General features: G+C 38.4%; 16 protein-coding genes and 3 tRNA genes. 3 read left to right on the top strand and 16 right to left on the bottom strand.

Features of this window, described 5'->3' with window-relative positions; genetic code table 11:
• A partial coding sequence (locus RFH42_RS15020) for an ESPR-type extended signal peptide-containing protein (RefSeq protein ID WP_308976621.1) occupies window positions 1–1,145 on the bottom strand: 1,145 nt, incomplete at its 3' end.
• Between the two features lie 1,550 nt (window positions 1,146–2,695).
• On the opposite strand from RFH42_RS15020, the gene RFH42_RS15025 reads away from it, so the two are divergent.
• Window positions 2,696–3,580, top strand: a complete 885-nt coding sequence (locus RFH42_RS15025; protein WP_308976622.1) for a metal-dependent hydrolase — start codon at window positions 2,696–2,698, stop codon at window positions 3,578–3,580.
• Window positions 3,581–3,726: 146 nt separating this feature from the next.
• Here the strand turns inward: RFH42_RS15025 and RFH42_RS15030 are convergent, their stop codons facing one another.
• From RFH42_RS15030 to RFH42_RS15040, 3 genes are all read right to left on the bottom strand, one after another.
• On the bottom strand, window positions 3,727–4,560 hold the full coding sequence (locus RFH42_RS15030) for an SAM-dependent methyltransferase (RefSeq protein ID WP_308976623.1): 834 nt from the start codon (window positions 4,558–4,560) through the stop codon (window positions 3,727–3,729).
• 3 nt (window positions 4,561–4,563) lie between these two features.
• Window positions 4,564–5,862: an FAD-dependent oxidoreductase gene (locus RFH42_RS15035; RefSeq protein ID WP_308976624.1), complete on the bottom strand. Its 1,299-nt coding sequence runs from the start codon at window positions 5,860–5,862 to the stop codon at window positions 4,564–4,566.
• A gap of 253 nt (window positions 5,863–6,115) precedes the next feature.
• On the bottom strand, window positions 6,116–6,994 hold the full coding sequence (locus tag RFH42_RS15040; protein ID WP_308976667.1) for a pirin family protein: 879 nt from the start codon (window positions 6,992–6,994) through the stop codon (window positions 6,116–6,118).
• Window positions 6,995–7,371: 377 nt separating this feature from the next.
• On the opposite strand from RFH42_RS15040, the gene RFH42_RS15045 reads away from it, so the two are divergent.
• Both RFH42_RS15045 and bfr read left to right on the top strand, forming a co-directional pair.
• Window positions 7,372–7,566 carry a bacterioferritin-associated ferredoxin gene (locus RFH42_RS15045; RefSeq protein ID WP_308976625.1) on the top strand — a complete coding sequence of 65 codons (195 nt, stop codon included), beginning with the start codon at window positions 7,372–7,374 and terminating at the stop codon, window positions 7,564–7,566.
• 251 nt (window positions 7,567–7,817) lie between these two features.
• On the top strand, window positions 7,818–8,282 hold the full coding sequence (gene bfr, locus RFH42_RS15050) for a heteropolymeric bacterioferritin subunit Bfr (protein WP_308976626.1): 465 nt from the start codon (window positions 7,818–7,820) through the stop codon (window positions 8,280–8,282).
• A 42-nt stretch (window positions 8,283–8,324) separates the two neighbouring features.
• On the opposite strand, the gene RFH42_RS15055 is transcribed toward bfr, so the two are convergent.
• The 12 genes from RFH42_RS15055 to RFH42_RS15110 all read right to left on the bottom strand — a co-directional run bounded on the left by RFH42_RS15055 (window position 8,325) and on the right by RFH42_RS15110 (window position 18,841).
• A complete protein-coding gene (locus RFH42_RS15055) occupies window positions 8,325–9,977 on the bottom strand; it encodes a PglL family O-oligosaccharyltransferase (RefSeq protein ID WP_308976628.1) in 1,653 nt (550 codons plus the stop codon).
• 81 nt (window positions 9,978–10,058) lie between these two features.
• Entirely contained in the window at window positions 10,059–10,526 is a 468-nt protein-coding gene (locus RFH42_RS15060) for a pilin (RefSeq protein ID WP_308976629.1), read from the bottom strand.
• Window positions 10,527–10,669: 143 nt separating this feature from the next.
• Window positions 10,670–11,221, bottom strand: coding sequence for a TPM domain-containing protein (locus RFH42_RS15065; RefSeq protein WP_308976630.1), 552 nt, complete (start codon window positions 11,219–11,221; stop codon window positions 10,670–10,672).
• The gene (locus tag RFH42_RS15070; protein WP_308976631.1) at window positions 11,215–12,228 is read right to left on the bottom strand and encodes a TPM domain-containing protein; all 1,014 of its coding nucleotides are present in this window, start codon (window positions 12,226–12,228) and stop codon (window positions 11,215–11,217) included. The genes RFH42_RS15065 and RFH42_RS15070 overlap by 7 nt, the downstream gene beginning before the upstream one ends.
• Window positions 12,229–12,266: 38 nt before the next feature.
• Complete coding sequence (locus RFH42_RS15075) at window positions 12,267–12,854, bottom strand: LemA family protein (protein WP_308976632.1); 588 nt, start codon at window positions 12,852–12,854, stop codon at window positions 12,267–12,269.
• Window positions 12,855–13,114: 260 nt separating this feature from the next.
• On the bottom strand, window positions 13,115–13,513 hold the full coding sequence (locus RFH42_RS15080) for a ribosome-binding factor A (RefSeq protein ID WP_308976634.1): 399 nt from the start codon (window positions 13,511–13,513) through the stop codon (window positions 13,115–13,117).
• Window positions 13,513–16,218, bottom strand: coding sequence for a translation initiation factor IF-2 (gene infB / locus RFH42_RS15085; RefSeq protein WP_308976636.1), 2,706 nt, complete (start codon window positions 16,216–16,218; stop codon window positions 13,513–13,515). The genes RFH42_RS15080 and infB overlap by 1 nt, the downstream gene beginning before the upstream one ends.
• 14 nt (window positions 16,219–16,232) lie before the next feature.
• Window positions 16,233–17,717, bottom strand: coding sequence for a transcription termination factor NusA (nusA, locus tag RFH42_RS15090; RefSeq protein WP_308976637.1), 1,485 nt, complete (start codon window positions 17,715–17,717; stop codon window positions 16,233–16,235).
• 29 nt (window positions 17,718–17,746) lie between these two features.
• Entirely contained in the window at window positions 17,747–18,277 is a 531-nt protein-coding gene (gene rimP / locus RFH42_RS15095; protein ID WP_308976639.1) for a ribosome maturation factor RimP, read from the bottom strand.
• Window positions 18,278–18,481: 204 nt separating this feature from the next.
• Window positions 18,482–18,558, bottom strand: a tRNA-Met gene (locus RFH42_RS15100).
• Between the two features lie 85 nt (window positions 18,559–18,643).
• Window positions 18,644–18,720: transfer RNA gene (locus RFH42_RS15105), tRNA-Met, on the bottom strand.
• Between the two features lie 36 nt (window positions 18,721–18,756).
• A tRNA-Leu gene (locus tag RFH42_RS15110) sits at window positions 18,757–18,841 on the bottom strand.
• Window positions 18,842–18,876 lie beyond the last annotated feature (35 nt).

Raw genomic sequence — 18,876 nt, forward strand, 5'->3', positions numbered from 1 at the left:
AACGCACCGTCGTTGAGGGTTTGCGTCAAGTTACTAATATTGCTGGTATTGTCAGTCACACGAGCATCAACATTGCTGATGGCATCACCAACATTGGTCACTGTTTTACCATCAACGCTATAGCTTGGTGCAGTCACTTTGCCATCAGCATCAACTGTAGAACCACCACCCAAAGCTTGAGAAATAGTCTGCGCATTCGTTACCACATTATTATTTAATGCCTTTAGCTGAGCAACGTTAACCACATCATAATCAGCTGTCCCTGCTGCTACACCAGTAATTTGACGAAATTTTTTGTTAGTAATATCACCAACTGACATTGCCCCTAAACTACTTTTAGTTGATCCAATTGCAGCTTTATCTGCAGCTGATCCTGTACCTGTATATCCATCAATACCGGCTGCTGTTGTTGCAGTTGAGCTATCACCTAATGCGACCCCTGTAGCCACATTTACACTAGACTGTCGACCTATTGAAACACCACCTGTACCAGCTGTAGTGACTTTTGCAAATGTCCCCACAGATATACTATCATTCGCAGCAGCTTGAGTTGCATTAGCTGTAGTTTCTCCACCACCAATTGCAATTGCGTATTGTCCTGAATTTTGCGCTAATGTTCCTGCTGCCGTAGAAGTACCATTTCCATTATTAGCTACACCGCCACCGATTCGAATTGAGCCTTTAGCATTAGAAGTATTCGTCAGACCAGTTTGTGCACCACCAAGCCCTAGGTTCCCTGCGTTTGCATAAACTGAACCAGCTATAGTTAAATGACGAGATCCAGAACCATCATTATTACCAAAAAAAATAGTTGAAGTGGATTGTGTATTTACATTACTTGGAACGCAGTTCGCCTTACCAGACATTGCACCAGTTTCTGAGTATGGATCACCAATCAAGGTACAGCCACTGTCTGTACCATCATTTATCCAAAGACCTGGTGCTGCATGTACCATGCTTGGTAGCGTAATAATTGTTGACAATATTAAAAGTTTTACTGCTTTTTTATTACTATCTGGCTCAGCAATATTATTTAACCGAGTTACTGAAGAGCATTTACTTTTTGATTTCCCCTTAGAATTTTCAGATACTGCAATCCATACAGACAAACTACTATTCCAAATGCATTTGTATATTTTATTCATGACTAATAATCCTAGCTATTTTAAATATTTTTACTGCATATAGATCAAATTAATTATCGTAAAGGCTACAACCTTTAGTATTTTTTAATTAGACCCAGACTAAAACACCCGACCATATACCACTTACAGTCAATGCGAATTAATACACATTAATATTACAAAGAGCATAACGATTCAATGCATTTCATAGCACTTTAATCACAAAACCAAGCACGAATTAATATTAATCAATATTTAAATCCAACAAATCAACTTTAAAATAAAATATATAAACTACATTAATAAATATTATAAATTTTCACCATATAAACAATTTAAAACTTAATCCAATAAATAAATAAAATGCACAAAAGCCCCAAAAACCATCTCTCAATTAAGCAAAATCACACCCAAACCCGATCATTTTACTCGGATAAATTTAATCATTGTGACAAACATTTTCTTAAATTAAATAAAACAATTATTCAAGTTACCAACAACAATCATCTTCATTTAAAAGAAATATTGTAGCCTATCATTGATCAATATATGATCAAAATCAAATTAATACTTATGGAAATGATTTAATAAAAATTTACAAAAATTAATCTCGATCATAGATTTTATTTTTATTATTTCTAGGAAGAATCCATTATTTTTTTTAGGTGTTTATCATACAACCAAATAATTAAAACATTAGTTTATAAAAAATAATTCAATATATTACAATAAGTTAAATCATTTATTTTGAATTTAAATCTTAGTAACATCATTCTCGATCATAAATATAAAAATATAGTTATAGTCATAATAAATTATTATTCCTCACAAATTCCATCAATTACCCTTGCCTTTTGAATCACTCTATAGAACTTAATCTTATTAAAACTATATATCATAGAAAATAGTTTTAATAGCTACAGCCCCAGCATGCCCTTAAAAGTTTTTAAGAATTTATTAAGTTATTATTAAAGATAATATACCAATGCCGTATTAATTTTTTAAATGAAGAATTTAAATGATTATAAAATACAAGTTCAAACACATAGTAATGAAATAAATTTGTCTCAATTTTAAAAATAAAAGCTACAACACAAAAAGCAGCCAACAAATATTATTAAAAATATACCAACACTCAAAACAATCAATATAAAATATTTATCAGACACAAATACTCCAATTAATACCATATAAAATATGACATTAAATATTAAATAATATTTTTCTTGCATTGTTAAATATTAAATAAAGTTCAAACAACAAAACCTCTACGCATAGTAATACAGTGCAGGTGATATTTAAAAATTTAACATTAATGACCTAACAAATTTAGCCATATTAAATAACGATAAACCTTAGGCCAACTTAGTTATAACTTTTCAATTAAGCCGTAAACATACAGTTCGTTATGGACAAGTACCAACATTACAATATTGGATCAGGTTTCATCGGCAAAATATTTATACACTCGTCCTAAAGTGACATTTTTAGACCTTAATAGCCGTTAAACAACATCATACTTTCAATTATAAAAATATAAGGATATTCAAGTTTGGTTAGGAATAAAGACAATGAATGCTAAAGTAAGTATTTCAAATCGTGCTGGAGCTACATTTCCAGTACGTCGTTTAAGTATCGATTATGATGCTGTACCTGAATATTGGGCTGACAATTCAGCAGCATTGACTCACTTTATGACAGCTTTATCGTCTTTATTTCCAGCAGGAGAAAAACTGTTCATAGATAGTGTTCGTGCTGTTCGATACCACCCTTCCATTAAAGATAATGCAGAACTCCAAAAAGAAATTAGTGCTTTTATTGGACAAGAAGCCATGCATACTCATGAACATATTGGTTTTAATGCTTCTGCACAAAAATACGGACATGATGTTGCTTTACTTGAAAAACTTACCATTCGATATATTGAAGCAGGCCGTAAATATGCTGCTATACCCTTTAAAATGTTTGGTATTAAACAAGAAATGTTAGACCTAATGGGAACAACAGCCTTGGAGCATTTTACTGCATCTTTAGCAGTTCAGCTTTTAGAAAATGAAAATTTTAAATCCGTCATTACAACAAACGAAACTATGGCCTATCTATGGTTTTGGCATGCGATTGAAGAGAATGAACATAAAGCTGTTGCTTTTGATGTCTTTGAAAATATCTTTGGGAAGGGCTTTAAAGCCTATATGGCTCGGACCAGTGCATTACTCGTAGCAATGGCATTTCTTTTTGTTGCACACAATCACTTCTTGGGCTTGCTGCTCTATAAAGATAAAAAGTTGAATTTAAAAACCATAGCAGAAGTTTATAATTTTGCGTATCGACCAGGGAGAGGAATTGTTATTGGCATGGCAGGTGAAATGGCCTCTTATTTTAGACCATCTTTTCACCCTAATGACTCCGACACAACCAGTCTACTGTCGTATTGGAAGAAGCAGTTAGGTTTTTAGATTCAATCTCAAATTAGACCGTTTGCTCAAAATCCATAGACATAGTACTAAAATGAAAAAAATATACAGGCATGGATGATAATTTTTAACTAGAGTAAACGGTCTATTTTTATATCAACTTTTCAATAAAAATTATTCTTAATACATTAAGCTTGGCGCTGAGCAGCAACCTCTACATAACGTAACATGCCTTGTCTATAAAGCAGCTGACACAAATGTGCTGTCATAGTGATTTTCAAATAGTCGATATTTAATCTATTGTGTTGTTTTTCCGATTTAATCTGTTGAATATACTGAGCAAAACCCGCTAGAACAGGCTGAGAAATATCGGTTATTTCCACTTGCCTAAAACCCATATCATACATACGCTGTTGAATAGCGCATCTGGTACCTAGCTGATCTAAATCTACATCTACAGCTCTGAGTAAATAACGATAATATTGCTGCTTTAGCTGGCTTAATTGCTGAAATTGGTCAGATAAAACTAAATAATGGAAACCAATGCGACCATTAATATTGAGAACAGAAAGAATTGCGTCCAGAAAGAGAGCCAATGGACTGTGATAAGCAGCATCAATACATAATACAACGTCAAATTTCTCAGTTAAATCCAACTGATCAAGTTGTAAAAATGATATTTGATATAGATGAACCGAATCAAGATACTGCTGAATCTGTTGAATACAAGCTGTTTGTAGCTCTACAGCACTTAAATCGTGTATCTGATACTGTTTCTGCCAATGAACTAAACTGGCTCCCTGTCCACAGCCCAAATCGAGTAAACGATCATCAGCACAAAGATGTACTGCTTTTGCCAATCGGTCAGCTAAATGACCGCAGGCCTGTACATAGCTTGTACAATATTGATCCCAATAGCCCAAGTTACTCCAAGCCAGAATGCGATTATCACCCAAATATTGGCTGTTAATCGCATACTTATGTTTAATCCGTAAAGACTTAAACCACGGCCACTGTTTCAAATTTTAGTAACCAAGTTGCGGTGCAACCTCTACATGAGGTTTCAAGCCCACAAAAGGTAATGATGCACCAAAAATTTCGGCAATATGCATTGCTGAAGTCACTGCTGACTCTAAAATTGGTAATCCATCACAAGACCAAGAACCACAGAAAAATACTTTACGGTCAGGATTTAAATGACGCTGTTGTAATTCCTTGTTTAAAGCTACAGTTTGAGCATCTACAACCGCTCGCGTCAAAGTTACTGTCGAAATAATTTTCTTCGGATCAATCTCTGTAATTGGACGCCACGTTTGGAAAACAGGTGTTTTACCAACCAAGCTTGGTTCAATTGAGTTCAACCAAACGCTAAATTGTTGGCGACTAAAATTACGCTCCATCAAATAATTAAGCACAGACCAATCCTTACGTTTTGGTGGCATAACTGAACTATCTGTATGAACAACTAAATCACCTTGCTCAAAACGAAATTGCTTCAACAATGCAATATCATCAGCAAATTGCTTTGTATCTAAAAAATCTTCAATTTTTGTTGTTGGTGTTGCGACTACAACGCGATCAAAATGACTAATTTCACCTGCTTCATTTTCAACTAAAACTTTTTGCCCCTCTTCAGCAACACGCGTAATCGAAGCACCACTATGAATATCAATATTCTCAATGAGCTTATCAACCAAAGCCGGTGTTCCACCTTGAATTCGGAGTAAAGCATCTCCATCAGTTAACTGTTTTAAGAATACTAATAATGGTTTAGCTGGCCATTCCCCAATCGTTTTAGGATCACAAGTACAAATTGTATATAACACTGGCATGACTGCACCATGCCAAAATACTTCTTCAATATCATTATTATTAATAAATTCAGCCAGCGTAATATCTTGGTTTTTAGATTTAAAGAATTGATGAATCGCTGTTTTTAGCTGCAGCATCCCTTTAACTAGACGCCAACCATATTGCTTAATACCTTTGCGGTTATTAATAATTGGAAAATTACCAATACGACTACGTGTTGTCGTCAACCAAGTTTCCGTCTTATCTCCAAACAACCAACTACACGCCATGTATGTACGCACAGGGAAAGTTGAAATGCCTAGATAGGCTGCTAAACTTAAAGTATTTTTCCAAAGATGTGGATTCATTACACGCAAAGGCGCATCTACAAGTCCGTCTTCGAAAGTCACGCTATGACTATCCATCCCTCGCCCAGCAAGCGCTTCAAAAATGGTAATGTCATGCCCAGCATCCTTGAGAATTCTTGCTGCTGCTAGACCAGCCATCCCACTACCAATCACTGCTATTTTCACAGTTGTTATCCATGCGTTGACAATTTTTCCAATTATGTATCAAGCTACAAAAAAACACCCTATTAAAAAGTTCCAGATTTTTAATTTATTTTTCCCTTACTACTGACTTTTTCTACAGTTTAATTCCATCCCCCAGATCAACTCTCATTTCTTGATCACTAGAGAACAACAATAGTTACTCCGAATCTTTAAGTATTCAAATATAGCCAACCCTACACAGTGGTAGGGTTGCCGACTTAAACATTCTCTATATTTACATAATTTCAGCTGCAATTTGACCGAATTTACCTTGGTTGAAATCAGCAAATGCTGTCATAATTTCCGCTTGATTATTCATCACAAATGGACCATAGCCTTCAATAGGTTCATTTAATGCTTCACCAGTCAATACTAAGAATTTAGCAGCCTCAGTCGCTTCTATAACAATCTCTGTTTCACCATCTTTGGCAAACAGTACAATTGAATGATCTTTAATTTCATGGGTGGTATTCACTCGTATATTTCCATGCAAAACCACAACTATCGTATTGTGCTGTGCAGGCACTTCAAAATGCTGTACTACACCCTTTTGCATAGTAACATCCCAAACATTAATGGGACTAAATGTTGCTGCAACACCTTTGTAGTGTTGGTATTCACCCGCAATCACACGTAGCTGACTACCCTGATCATCAAAATAATGCACTGCAATATCAGTAGCATTTAACGCTTGATATCGTGGTGTTGTCATTTTATCTTTTGCAGGTAGATTGACCCACAATTGTACCATCTCAAACACGCCACCGCGTTGGGCATATGCGCTAGAGTGAAACTCTTGATGCACCAAGCCTGCCCCAGCAGTCATCCATTGCACATCACCTGCTTTAATAACACCTCCACCGCCATGTGAATCTTTGTGTTCAACCTCACCCTGATAGGCGATTGTTACTGTTTCAAAACCACGATGTGGATGAGACCCCACCCCACGCTGTTCTTGAGTGGCAGAGAATGTATAAGGTGCAGCATAATCTAATAATAAAAATGGACTAATCATTTGTCCTAAACGATCATAAGAAAACAAGTTTTTTACTGGAAAGCCATCACCAACCCAATGCATTTGTTGATTACGATAAACGCCATTAATTTTTTTCATTTTAGAACCCCATGCTTCAATGACTACAATACTGAACATCGTAGTCACTTTAGGCGCTATTCACGAGTTATCTAACGCTACACACAGTATCATATACGGAACAATTCCCCACCCTTTCAATGACAATCACACGACTTTCGAAGTGCAATTTTAAGCTTATGGATAACATTAAACTTATCCACAGTTGAATATTTTATAATCTAAAAATGCGCCACCAAAATGTGTATGAAAATACAATTTGATGAAAAACAGATCGATTTCAATATATTCATTCAAAAATTCAATTTAAATTTCACGCAGAGATAAATGATTTATATTGACAAACGATAATAATTATCAATAATACTACGTATATAGTTTAGCAATGGTCTTTAACAATGTACGTATGCTTATGTCGTGGAATTACAGATCAAGATATCAAAAATGCAGTTGCTGAAGGCAGTGAAAGCTTTCGTGAAATTCGTGACTCACTGGATCTTGGAACCTGCTGCGGACGCTGTGTACCAGAAGCTCGCGCTGTCATTAATGCTGAACTTGCAGCCATCGCAGCAAAAATTTCAATTGCGGCTTAAACTCATTACTTGATTTACCTAAATAACAATAACAATCTGATGTTGATTTCCTCAGCCCGCCGAGCACCAGACAGCGGGCTTATTTTTTTATAAGCATCTCATATTCAAGTTATTTCTTATGAATTTTGATTACGATTTTCATTTGCCGTTCTGTAAATAACTCGAACAAAAACTAAGAGTCAGTTAGAATCTAGCAACTTTATAATGTCAGTTTAGTAAGACATCATTTATTGGGTCTGGGAGTAAAAATAATGAAAGGCGATCGTGACGTAGTCAATCAACTCAATAAGGTGCTGTATCATCACCTGACCGCAATTAATCAATATTTTTTACATTCACGTATGTTTAATGATTGGGGAATTGAACAATTAGGCTCTGCTGAATATAAAGAGTCAATTCGCCAAATGAAGCATGCAGATAAAGTTATTGAACGTATTTTATTTTTAGAAGGTTTACCAAATCTTCAGCATCTTGGTAAATTATATATTGGCCAACATACTGCTGAAGTTTTAACTTGTGATGTACGCAAGGTTATGGAAAACATAGAAGCGATTAAAGAAGCCGTTGCTCTAGCCGAAGTTAAACTTGACTATGTTACACGTGACTTACTTCAAGAGATACTGGAAAAAGAAGAAGAGTACTGGGACTGGTTAACTACACAAATTGATCTAACTGAGTCTGTAGGTATTGAAAACTACATTCAAAGCCAAATCTAAAAAAAATCCCCATCTATTGATGGGGATTTTTTTTACCAGAAATTAGTTTGCTTTTACTGTAGAAACCAATTCATCGTATTGATACGTTTTGCCATGTAATTGTTGAATAATCCATAGCTGATGCTCTGCTTCACTACGCTTACCATTGAATGCCAATAATTGAGCATATTTATGTAAGTCATAACTTGATGCAGTATTTGAAACCATACGACCAATATAAGCCAGCTCAGCATCGGTCAATTGTGTTTGGGGGGATAATTCAATCCACCAAACACGTTCTTTAAATTGTGTTAGTACCCAGATATTTTTTTGCAGATCTTTTTCATCTTCAATACTTAAGTTCTTTTGAGTCACCAAATAAGACTGATTTTTATAAAGCTCAAAGTCACGAACCATCATGGTGCCAAGTACAACACCAGCCAGTATAATTAATTGAATAAAAATCACAGGTAATTTTACACTTGGTAAACGTGGATACTGTGATTGAACCAGACCAAGTAAAAATCCCATAGGCAATAAAAAATATGCATAATGAATTGGATATTCCAACATCGCATGAATCAAAATTGCAGCGACCATCAATCCAGCAATAATGGATACGTTTTCTTTTGCACCTTTATTAAGCCAATAAAGCCAACAAAGCAAATATCCCACTATAAAAGTACCAATGACCAAACCATTCCAAAGTAACAGATCGAAGATCATGTTATGTGCACTTTTATACCATTCATGTGAAGGATACAAATCAAAAGCTGCTATTTGAGCCATACCTGTTTGGTTCCAACCATAACCAAACCAAGGATGTTGCCCTAACGCAATTAATGCTTGTGCCCACATATCAAAACGTAGATAACCAGATGAAGCACGGTCAACTACATTAATTGTAGTAATGGGATCTTGAGTACTCCACGCTGCGATCCAAATATTCAAGGAAGGCAACAGTATAACGGCCGCAACAAAGCTAACCACCCAGAATAACAACCAAGGAAAGCTAATGCGATGATTGTGTTGTTTGACTTTCCAATAATGCTTAATCAACCAATATACAGGCACAAATAAACACACAACCCAAGACGTACGTGATTGTGTTAATGCAACAGCAAAGATGAGTAGTAACGCAGTAGGAACTAAAATTCGTTTTGCCAATACTCGTTGTTCAAACAAATACAAACACGCAAATACCCCTAATGTTAGAAAGGTTGCAAGATTATTGGGCTGGGCGAAGTTTGCATAGGGACGATTGCCCTTAAGTACTGTAACAAGACCAGGTAAATAACCAGTAAGGTTCAACCACTGCAATACAGCAATAACTGCTGATAGTGTTGAAATGACAAGAACTAATAGAGAAAAACAGGTAAATACTCGTTCTCGTGCCTGTTGATTTGGTGCTAAGTTATAGCCCACCACCACCATTAACCAAAACATCAACAAATAGGCACTAGCCAATAATGCTGTACTAAAATAAATAATGAGGCCTGCAGCCCATTGCAGTAGCGGAACAACAATAATACCTGCTGCAATCCATTGTGGTTTAGCAATTTTAGGGGCTTGTCGAATAAAGCACATACAAAGAGACAATGCCGCAGAAAACGTCAAAATCTCACTACTAAAAGTTGTCCATGGCATTCGATGGACAGGAGAAAGCCATGCTGCAGACATAAATAATGCAGCAAGGATAAAGAAAAAAACACGCATAAAAGCAAACAATGAAAATGATGTTCATTATACAGTCTTCACAGTTTTTCTAAATGGCTAATACGCATCCACGGTCAGTTATCATGTTACAGTTTGAGTGGTTGTCTCTTTGCTTGTACAGCTTCGTGGTAAATATTTTGCATCAACATCTGAATGACAAGACCAAACTTGACTTACTTTATCCATGCTTAACGTAACGGTTTTATCTTTAATGGCATCAGCGACTTGTTCTGTTTTAAAACGAGCAATAATATTGCATGCTTCACCTGAATCTTGAGTAGTCACAGAAACAACATATTGTCCTTTAATTTCAATAGGAGGCGGAACAGCAGTATTATTTTCACTGTTGTTATCTAAACATCCACCTTCTTCTGCAAAAGATTCAGACACAATGATTTTTAATCCACTAGTTAACGTAAATGCTTCGGTCATTTGTGCACGAGCAATATAATCGCGATAACTTGGAATTGCGATAATGGCTAGAATTCCAATAATCACAATAACGATCATAAGCTCTATAAGTGAAAAACCATGTTGTCTGATTTGCATAACTGTCCCTTGAATATTTGATTGTAACCACACCTTCTGCATATTGGTTAATCAAAAACAAAGAGACAATCACTTCTCGATCACTAACACTTATGTAATAAATTACCTTAATAAAACTTATATTTTTCCTATAGTTACAACTGTTACTTTAAGATAATTGGTTGATTTGATAATTCATCTTGGTCTTTATCACCCATTTCTTGCTGAAAATCTTCAAGGATGAGCCTAATATGCTCTATTGCAAATAAAACTGCTTCAAGATAATTTTTCGCTTTTAATGAAGGTAGCATTTGCTCACAAATTTGCTGCCATTTGCTTGCATCAGTAGCACGTTGTATGCCTCTATCGAGCACAATTTCTACTGTTCTGTCACAAAGATTTAGATACAACATTACACCGCTATTATGTTCAGTATCCCATACCCCAAGTTCAGCAAATAACTGGTATGCTCGCTGCCGAGAATCTGAAAAATAAGCCACACTCGCTGGAATATGACCTTCAATTACAACTTGAATTTCACCTGCATGGCCTTGTTCAGCTTGTTGGACTGCGTCAGCAATTGCATTTTGCGCGTGTTGATTAAAATAATGTTTTACTTGCAAAATACTACACGCATGTTTAAACCATCGCTTCAAACTGGGCTTTGTTTCTATCCGCTTAGCAACATAGACTGTATTTGAATTTTGACTTACCATGATCCCGATGCTCCTCCACCACCAAAACCACCTCCACCACCACGATATGAGCCTCCACCACCGCCCTTACCACCACCTCTCCCTCCACCAGAAGCCAAGACTTGTAATATCAACTGAGCCAAGGGAGTAACCAAAAGCAAAAACAGTACACCAGCCATTAATAAACTTGTAAGCAAACCAGCACCATAAAATAATCCAGCAGCAAAACCAGTAACCCCAGCTGTTGCCGCACTAACACCTCTCCCGACAAACATAGAAGCAAAAGCAGCAACAATAAAAATAATGATTGCCGCATTGAAACTATGCTCTCGACTTGCCTGAGCTTTTAAAGCATCTTGTTGACGTTGCTTTAATTCTTCCGCTGCCTTCTGAACAATTTCAGGGTCTTGATTTAAGCGAAATTCAATCTGATTTAATGCAGCCATCAAGCCTTGAGCATAAGCTTGTTGCTGAAATGCTGGTGTAATCTGCTCACGAATAATTTGATTCGCCAAGATATCTGGAAGTACACCCTCTAAACCATAACCTGTTGAAATATTTACACGATGATCATTTACCGCCACCGTAATCAATAAGCCATTGTCTTGTTTAGCCGAACCCCATTGCCCCTTTTCTGCAACACGCATAGCAAAGTCAAAAATGCTCTCTTGCCCTGTTGTAGGTACAATAACGATTGCTATTTGTGCTTTAGCTTGACCATAGATTGATCTGATTTTTTGTTCAAGTGCTTGTTTTTCTTCTGGTTTCAATACTTGCGCTAGATCAATAACCGGAGCATTTAATTCTGGAATACTGATTATTGTTTCAGAAGCAGGTAATGCACTTTTTGTTGCAGCCATTCTTTTTTCTTCATCTTGCACCTGTGTCGGTACAAAACTGGACTCCGCACCTACTGGTGGAGATTCAGCAAATGCATTAATAGAACCCAATACCAAGCTCAAGCAAACAACACAACTGTATAACCAAAAAATGCAAGGCAATATAACCTGTTGCTTGATAGTTCGCATTCGCAGCACCTCCTCAGTTTGACTGAATCATTCAGGACTTAGAAATTGACTGTAGGTGCCTTATCTGCACCAGCCTCTGCTGAAAAGTTAGGCTTAGGCTTCATGCCAATCACTTTAGCTGTCATTGCCTGTGGGAATTGGCGTACATAGGTATTGTAGTCCTGTACGGTAGTAATATAGCGATTACGTGCTACACCAATACGATTTTCAGTACCTTCAAGTTGTACCTGTAGATCACGGAATTGTTCATTAGCCTTTAGATCTGGATAGTTTTCGCTTACTGCCAAAAGACGTGATAGCGCACCTGTCATTTGAGACTGTGCCTGCTGATATTTTTCAAATAACTCAGGGTTTTCCAGTACTTCTTTATCAACCTTAAGTCCTGCAACATTAGCACGTGCCTGAGTGACTTCAGTTAAAACACTTTGTTCATGTTTTGCATAGCCTTTCACCACATTAACTAGGTTCGGTACCAAATCAGCACGACGTTGATATTGGTTCTGCACCTCAGACCAAGAGGCACTCACAGCCTCATCTTTAGCTTGCAATGTGTTATAACCACAGCCTGTTAAACTCATACTTCCTACAAGTGTTGTCACTAAAAACATTTTCTTCAGTAGGTTCATCTCGTTTCCCCAAGTATTTATTGGTATTTTTCAAATTAAAATGATTTTAAACACTATTTTCAAGGCCTGTGTAGAATTTATGCTATTAAGCCCTTGATGACATCTTTCAAATGCCCTGTAAGCCTCACAATCACGAGTTTAGAATAAAATTCGAATACAACTGTTTCTCTATAACTTTAAAATATTCATAGCTTATTTATATTTAAAATCAACCTAAAAAAACAGCCACCCGAAGGTGGCTGTTCATAAAATTTCTATATCTATTTCTCTTCATCCTGCTCAGCAGGTAAATCTTTCACTGCTTCAGCAATCAGACCGAACATATAGTTACCATAAGCATTGGTTTTGTCGTAGTGAAAACGCAAACGTGGTGTCACACGTGTTTTAATGCGACGACTTAACTCTTGACGTAAAAAGCCAGATGCTTTGTTCAAGATATCAAGCGTATCTTTATGAGCATCTTCATTTTGGTCATTTTCGAGTTCACGCCCCATTACTGTCACATAGACATCAGCGTAACCAAGATCAGGACTAACTTTGACCGCAGAGATGGTCACTAGACCACCTAAGCGAGGATCTTTGAGCTCTTGGCGAATAAGCTCAGACAACTCACGTTGTACTGTATCACCCATTCGCTTCAAACGCTGACTTCCAGCCATTAAAGACTCCGTTTCACCAATTGGACACTATAAACTTCGATCTTATCGAGTTCTTTAATGTCGTTATAACCTTTTACTGCAAGGCCACATTCGATACCAGCACGAACTTCATCAACTACATCTTTATAACGACGGAGAGATTCGAGTTCACCTTGGAATACTACAACATCATCACGTAGTACACGAATTGGTTTGTTACGGTAGATTGTACCTTCCATCACCATACAGCCAGCAGCAGCACCAAACTTACTTGAACGGAACACTTCACGTACTTGAGCAACACCCAAGATTGTTTCACGATGTTCAGGAGCAAGCTTACCACTCATCGCATCTTTAACGTCATCAATCAATTCATAAATGATGCTGTAATAACGAATATCGATACCATCTGCATCTGATTTTTGACGTGCAGTAGCATCAGCACGAACGTTAAAGCCGAGCAATACGCCATCAGAAGATTCCGCTAAAGTTACGTCAGATTCAGTAATCGCACCGACACCAGAACCAATAATACGTACTTTAACTTCATCAGTAGAAAGTTCGTTTAATGCAACGTTAAGCGCTTCAAGCGTACCACGGACGTCTGTTTTCAAGACGATATTGACGGTTGGTACATCTTTTTTGCCCATAGAGGCCATGATGTTTTCAAGACGCATTGAACTTTGACGTTCAAGACGTTTTTGACGTTCACGATCAGAACGTGCATCAGCAACTTCACGCGCTTTCTTCTCATCATTTACAACAAGAACTTCATCGCCTGCCATTGGTGCTTCTGGTAGACCCAAAATCTCAACAGGAATTGATGGGCCTGCAGATTGAATACGGTTACCGTTTTCATCAGACATCGCACGGACGCGACCATGTGCAGAACCAGCAAGTACAAGATCACCAACGTGTAGTGTTCCGTTTTGAACCAAAATAGAAGTTACAGGACCACGACCTTTATCTACGCGAGACTCGATCACTACACCCTGTGCAGCACCTTCAGCAGATGCTTTAAGTTCCATTAATTCAGCTTGAATTGAAATCAAATCAAGTAATTCATCAATACCTTGACCACTATGCGCTGAAACCATTGCTACAGGTACATCACCGCCCCATTGCTCAGGTACGATCTCTTTAGCAGTCAATTCGTTCAGAACGCGATCTGGATCAGCAGATTCTTTATCCATCTTATTGATTGCAACAATAATTGGTGTACCTGCTGCACGTGCATGATCAATTGCTTCAGCAGTTTGCGGCATTACACCATCATCAGCTGCAACAACTAGCACGACAATATCAGTTGCCTTCGCACCACGTGAACGCATTGCAGTAAATGCTGCGTGTCCCGGAGTATCAAGGAAAGTAATAATGCCTTTCTCAGTTTGTACATGGTATGCACCAATGTGCTGTGTAATACCACCAGCTTCACCGGCAGCTACTTTCGCACGACGGATGCGGTCAAGTAGAGATGTTTTACCATGGTCAACGTGACCCATAATTGTCACTACTGGTGGACGAGTTGTTTGTTCACCACGCGCTTCTTCAGCAGCAACAAGTAAGTTATCTTCCGCTTGAGTATCAGAAACTAAGATCGGATTATGACCCATTTCTTCTACTACCAATGCAGCGATCTCTTGATCAATGCTTTGGTTTTGCGTTACTAACTCACCCATTTTCATGAGTGACTTAATAACTTCACGGACTTTAACCGCCATTTTTTGTGCTAAATCACCTACAACAATCGTTGCACCGATTTCAACATCATAAACTTGTTTCTTAACAGGTTTTTCAAAACCATGTTTGTTAGACTGGCTCGTTTTTAGACCACGTTTATGTTGGTTGTGGCTGAAGTTTTGCTCTTCTTGACCACGACGACCACCTTTCTTCTGACCACGTGTATCTTTGGTATTACCACCACGTTTGATTTCACGGTCTTCTTGATTAAATGAGTCTTCATAAGCCTGACCCACCAAACCAGCAGCAAGTGGAGAGTCATCAACAACACGAATCGTCGTTGTATTATCTTCACTTGAATATTTCGATGCCATACGACGCATTTGCTCTAAAGTACGTTGTTGCGCATCTTCAGCAGCTTGACGACGTGCTGCTTCTTCAGTTGCTTTTAACTGTGCAGCTTGAGCTTCACGTAAACGTTTTTGCTCTGGTGTCTCGATTGTTTTTACATTTGCTTTAGTAATTGGCTTATTGGTAGAGCGACGTTTTACCACGACCTCAGCTTTTTGCGTTACTTTAGCAGTTTCTTTCTTTTGTGCTGCACGCATCGCATCAAGCGTTGCACGTGCCTTATTTTCAGCCTGAGCACGTTCTTGTTGCTCTGCTGCAAGTTGCTCTTTTTGTGCCGTAGCCACTTTAGCTTCTGCATCAGCTTTCGCTAACGCTTCTGCTTTAATCTGTTCAGGATCTGGCTTAGTAAAAGTATGTTTTTTACGTACTTCTACGTTAATAGTCTTTGCTTTTCCTGAGGTACTCGCGACTTTTGCTGTACTGGTGGTTTTGCGTTTCAACGTGATTTTTCCTGCATTGCCGCTGGCTTGGCTCTGACTGCGAGTCAAATGCGCCATCAAACGATCTTGCTGTTCAGTGCTAATTTGATCATTAGCATTTAGTTGGGGTAGCCCTGCTTCACGCACTTGATCTAGAAGCTTTTCAACTGGGAGTCCTACCTTGACCGCTAACTCTTGAATTGACTTATCCGTCATGTATTACCTCCTAGTTAGTTAAACCATGATTCGCGTGCCTTCATGATGAGCTGTCCTGCTTTCTCAGCATCTAAACCTTCGATATCTGAGATATCATCAGTGGCTTGATCAGCTAAGTCGTCTACAGTAACCACACCACGCTGGGCGAGTGCATTCGCAACCTCTGAGCTCATTCCTGGCATAGCAAGGAGTTCTTCACTCGGAGCTTGTGTATTTTCTTGCTGTTGTAACGCATCAGCTAGCGCAGCTTCTTTCGCACGGCTTTGCAACATTTCAACTAAGTCAGCATCAAGCTCAATTTCATCGAATGTTTCTGCAGGTACATAAGCAATTTCTTCAAGAGAAGTAAAGCCCATTTCAACCAATGCGATCGCTAAGTCCTCTTCAATATCTAAACGTGTAACAAACATATCTAGATATTGTTGTGCTTCGTTTTGTTGACGTGCACGATATTCTTCTTCCAGCATCATATCGAGTTTATAACCCGTAAGCTCTGATGCAAGGCGAACATTTTGCCCTTGTGAACCAATCGCACGAGCCAACTGATCACTTGTAGCAAAAATAATATCTGCTGTTTTCATATCTTCGTCAATCACAATACCCGATACATCAGCAGGCTCTAAAGCACTTGCAATGTACTGAGCTGGATCGTCAGACCAAACAACGACATCAATACGCTCGCCATTTAGCTCTTGCTGTACAGCCTGAATACGTGTACCACGCATACCAATACATGCACCCACTGGGTCAATACGGTGATCATTGGTTTTAACAGCGATTTTCGCACGTACCCCTGCTTGACGAGCAGCAGCTTTAATTTCAATAATTTCTTCAGAGATTTCTGGAATCTCTTTTTTCATTAGTGCAATGAGCATTTCCGGCTTAGCACGTGATAGCAACAATTGTGCTCCACGACCTTCACGGTTAACACTATACAAAATTGCATTAATACGCTGTTTTGGACGCAAAATTTCTTTTGCAATCATTTCTTCACGTGCTAAATATGCTTCAGCATTATCACCTAAATCAATGATAAAGCCATCTTTAGTTTGTTTTTTAACTTCACCGTAGATGAGCTCGCCCACTTTAGCTTCATAAGCATCAGCAATCAATGCACGTTCAGCTTCACGAATTTTTTGCACAATTACTTGTTTTGCAATCTGCGCAGCAATACGACCAAACTCAATTGATTCAACTTCAAGCTCACGTACATCACCGATTGACCACTTCGCTGGGTCAAGGTCGGAAATGGCATCTTGGCAAGCTGGCATTTCATGATCTTCATCAGCAACAACTGTCCATTGACGGAAAGTTCGATATTCACCAGTTTTACGATCAATTTCCACGCGAAGCTGTGCTTCTTCAGAATTTGTGCCTTCGTAGAATTTTTTCTTCGTCGCTGCAACTAACGCTTGTTCAAGCGCTTCGAAGATTGCCTCTCGACTAACACCTTTCTCATTACTAACCGTTTCAGCGACGGTAAGAATTTCACGGCCCATAAGTCACCTGCTATTCAAATTCTTTTAAATTAAACGTTATCTTGGAAAATCAAATTTGCTTTATCGATGTTGTTACTATCAATTTCCAACACCTGTTGCTTTTCGACTTCAACCTGAATTAACTCTTTCTCTACATCCACGGCAACAAGTTTAGCTTGGAACTTACGGCGATTTTCTACCGCAGCAATCAAACGTAATGCTACTGTTTGGCCAACATAGTTTTGCATTTGTGCAAGTTGGAAAAATGGGCGATCCCATCCTGGTGAAGAAACTTCTAGCGCGTACTCACCTGAGATTGGGTCATGAACGTCGAGTATCGCACCGACTTGTTGAGTAACACGTACGCAGTCTTGTACACCAATGCCACGACCAAGCTCAACTTCGCCATCTTCATTTATTACTGGCTCAGCCGCTTCATCAACGTCACGGTCAATATAGATACGTAGTAAAGAACGTTTGCCTTGAGGAATAAATTCAATACCCCAAAGGTCGACATCACAAGCATTTACTGCAGGTGCAATCAAATCTTGTAATACTTGAGTTTTATTTGATAACTTCATTTGCTCTCGTCATTTTCCCACAATGCAATTGGTCATGTAGACCAATACCGATTTACTATAGTGAAGCATGACTTTTTGACCAACTGATGTCTACACTACACGATAGCCAATAAAAAAAGGGCGCCAATCGCCCCTATTATTGCACAGAATTACAAATCCAACTGTGCAAAAAGGCCCACCTATTTGTGAGCCCTCTTAGAAACTTGGTAGCGGGAGCTGGATTTGAACCAACGACCTTCGGGTTATGAGCCCGACGAGCTACCAGACTGCTCCATCCCGCATCAACGTGCAATATTGTAACTGAAGAATAAAAAAAATCAATCGAATTTTAATTTCTTCCTGATTTAAGTTGCACCTTAAATCAAATGGTAGCGGGAGCTGGATTTGAACCAACGACCTTCGGGTTATGAGCCCGACGAGCTACCAGACTGCTCCATCCCGCATCAAAAGCTGCTTGCATCAACGATCTGGTTTATCGTTGGTGCGGAAGGGGGGACTTGAACCCCCACGCCCGAAAGCACTACCACCTCAAGGTAGCGTGTCTACCAATTCCACCACCACCGCAGCTGCACGCATTCTAGTGGGTTCACCTACAAAAT

The organism is Acinetobacter rudis (genome assembly GCF_031157835.1).
Lineage (GTDB): Bacteria > Pseudomonadota > Gammaproteobacteria > Pseudomonadales > Moraxellaceae > Acinetobacter > Acinetobacter rudis_A.

Coding starts and splice junctions, on each gene's coding strand:
- RFH42_RS15025 (WP_308976622.1), top strand. CDS start 2,696: ATGAATGCTAAAGTAAGTATTTCAAATCGTGCTGGAGCTACATTTCCA.
- RFH42_RS15040 (WP_308976667.1), bottom strand. CDS start 6,994: ATGAAAAAAATTAATGGCGTTTATCGTAATCAACAAATGCATTGGGTT.
- RFH42_RS15045 (WP_308976625.1), top strand. CDS start 7,372: ATGTACGTATGCTTATGTCGTGGAATTACAGATCAAGATATCAAAAAT.
- bfr (WP_308976626.1), top strand. CDS start 7,818: ATGAAAGGCGATCGTGACGTAGTCAATCAACTCAATAAGGTGCTGTAT.
- RFH42_RS15055 (WP_308976628.1), bottom strand. CDS start 9,977: ATGCGTGTTTTTTTCTTTATCCTTGCTGCATTATTTATGTCTGCAGCA.
- RFH42_RS15060 (WP_308976629.1), bottom strand. CDS start 10,526: ATGCAAATCAGACAACATGGTTTTTCACTTATAGAGCTTATGATCGTT.
- RFH42_RS15065 (WP_308976630.1), bottom strand. CDS start 11,221: ATGGTAAGTCAAAATTCAAATACAGTCTATGTTGCTAAGCGGATAGAA.
- RFH42_RS15070 (WP_308976631.1), bottom strand. CDS start 12,228: ATGCGAACTATCAAGCAACAGGTTATATTGCCTTGCATTTTTTGGTTA.
- RFH42_RS15075 (WP_308976632.1), bottom strand. CDS start 12,854: ATGAACCTACTGAAGAAAATGTTTTTAGTGACAACACTTGTAGGAAGT.
- RFH42_RS15080 (WP_308976634.1), bottom strand. CDS start 13,513: ATGGCTGGAAGTCAGCGTTTGAAGCGAATGGGTGATACAGTACAACGT.
- infB (WP_308976636.1), bottom strand. CDS start 16,218: ATGACGGATAAGTCAATTCAAGAGTTAGCGGTCAAGGTAGGACTCCCA.
- nusA (WP_308976637.1), bottom strand. CDS start 17,717: ATGGGCCGTGAAATTCTTACCGTCGCTGAAACGGTTAGTAATGAGAAA.
- rimP (WP_308976639.1), bottom strand. CDS start 18,277: ATGAAGTTATCAAATAAAACTCAAGTATTACAAGATTTGATTGCACCT.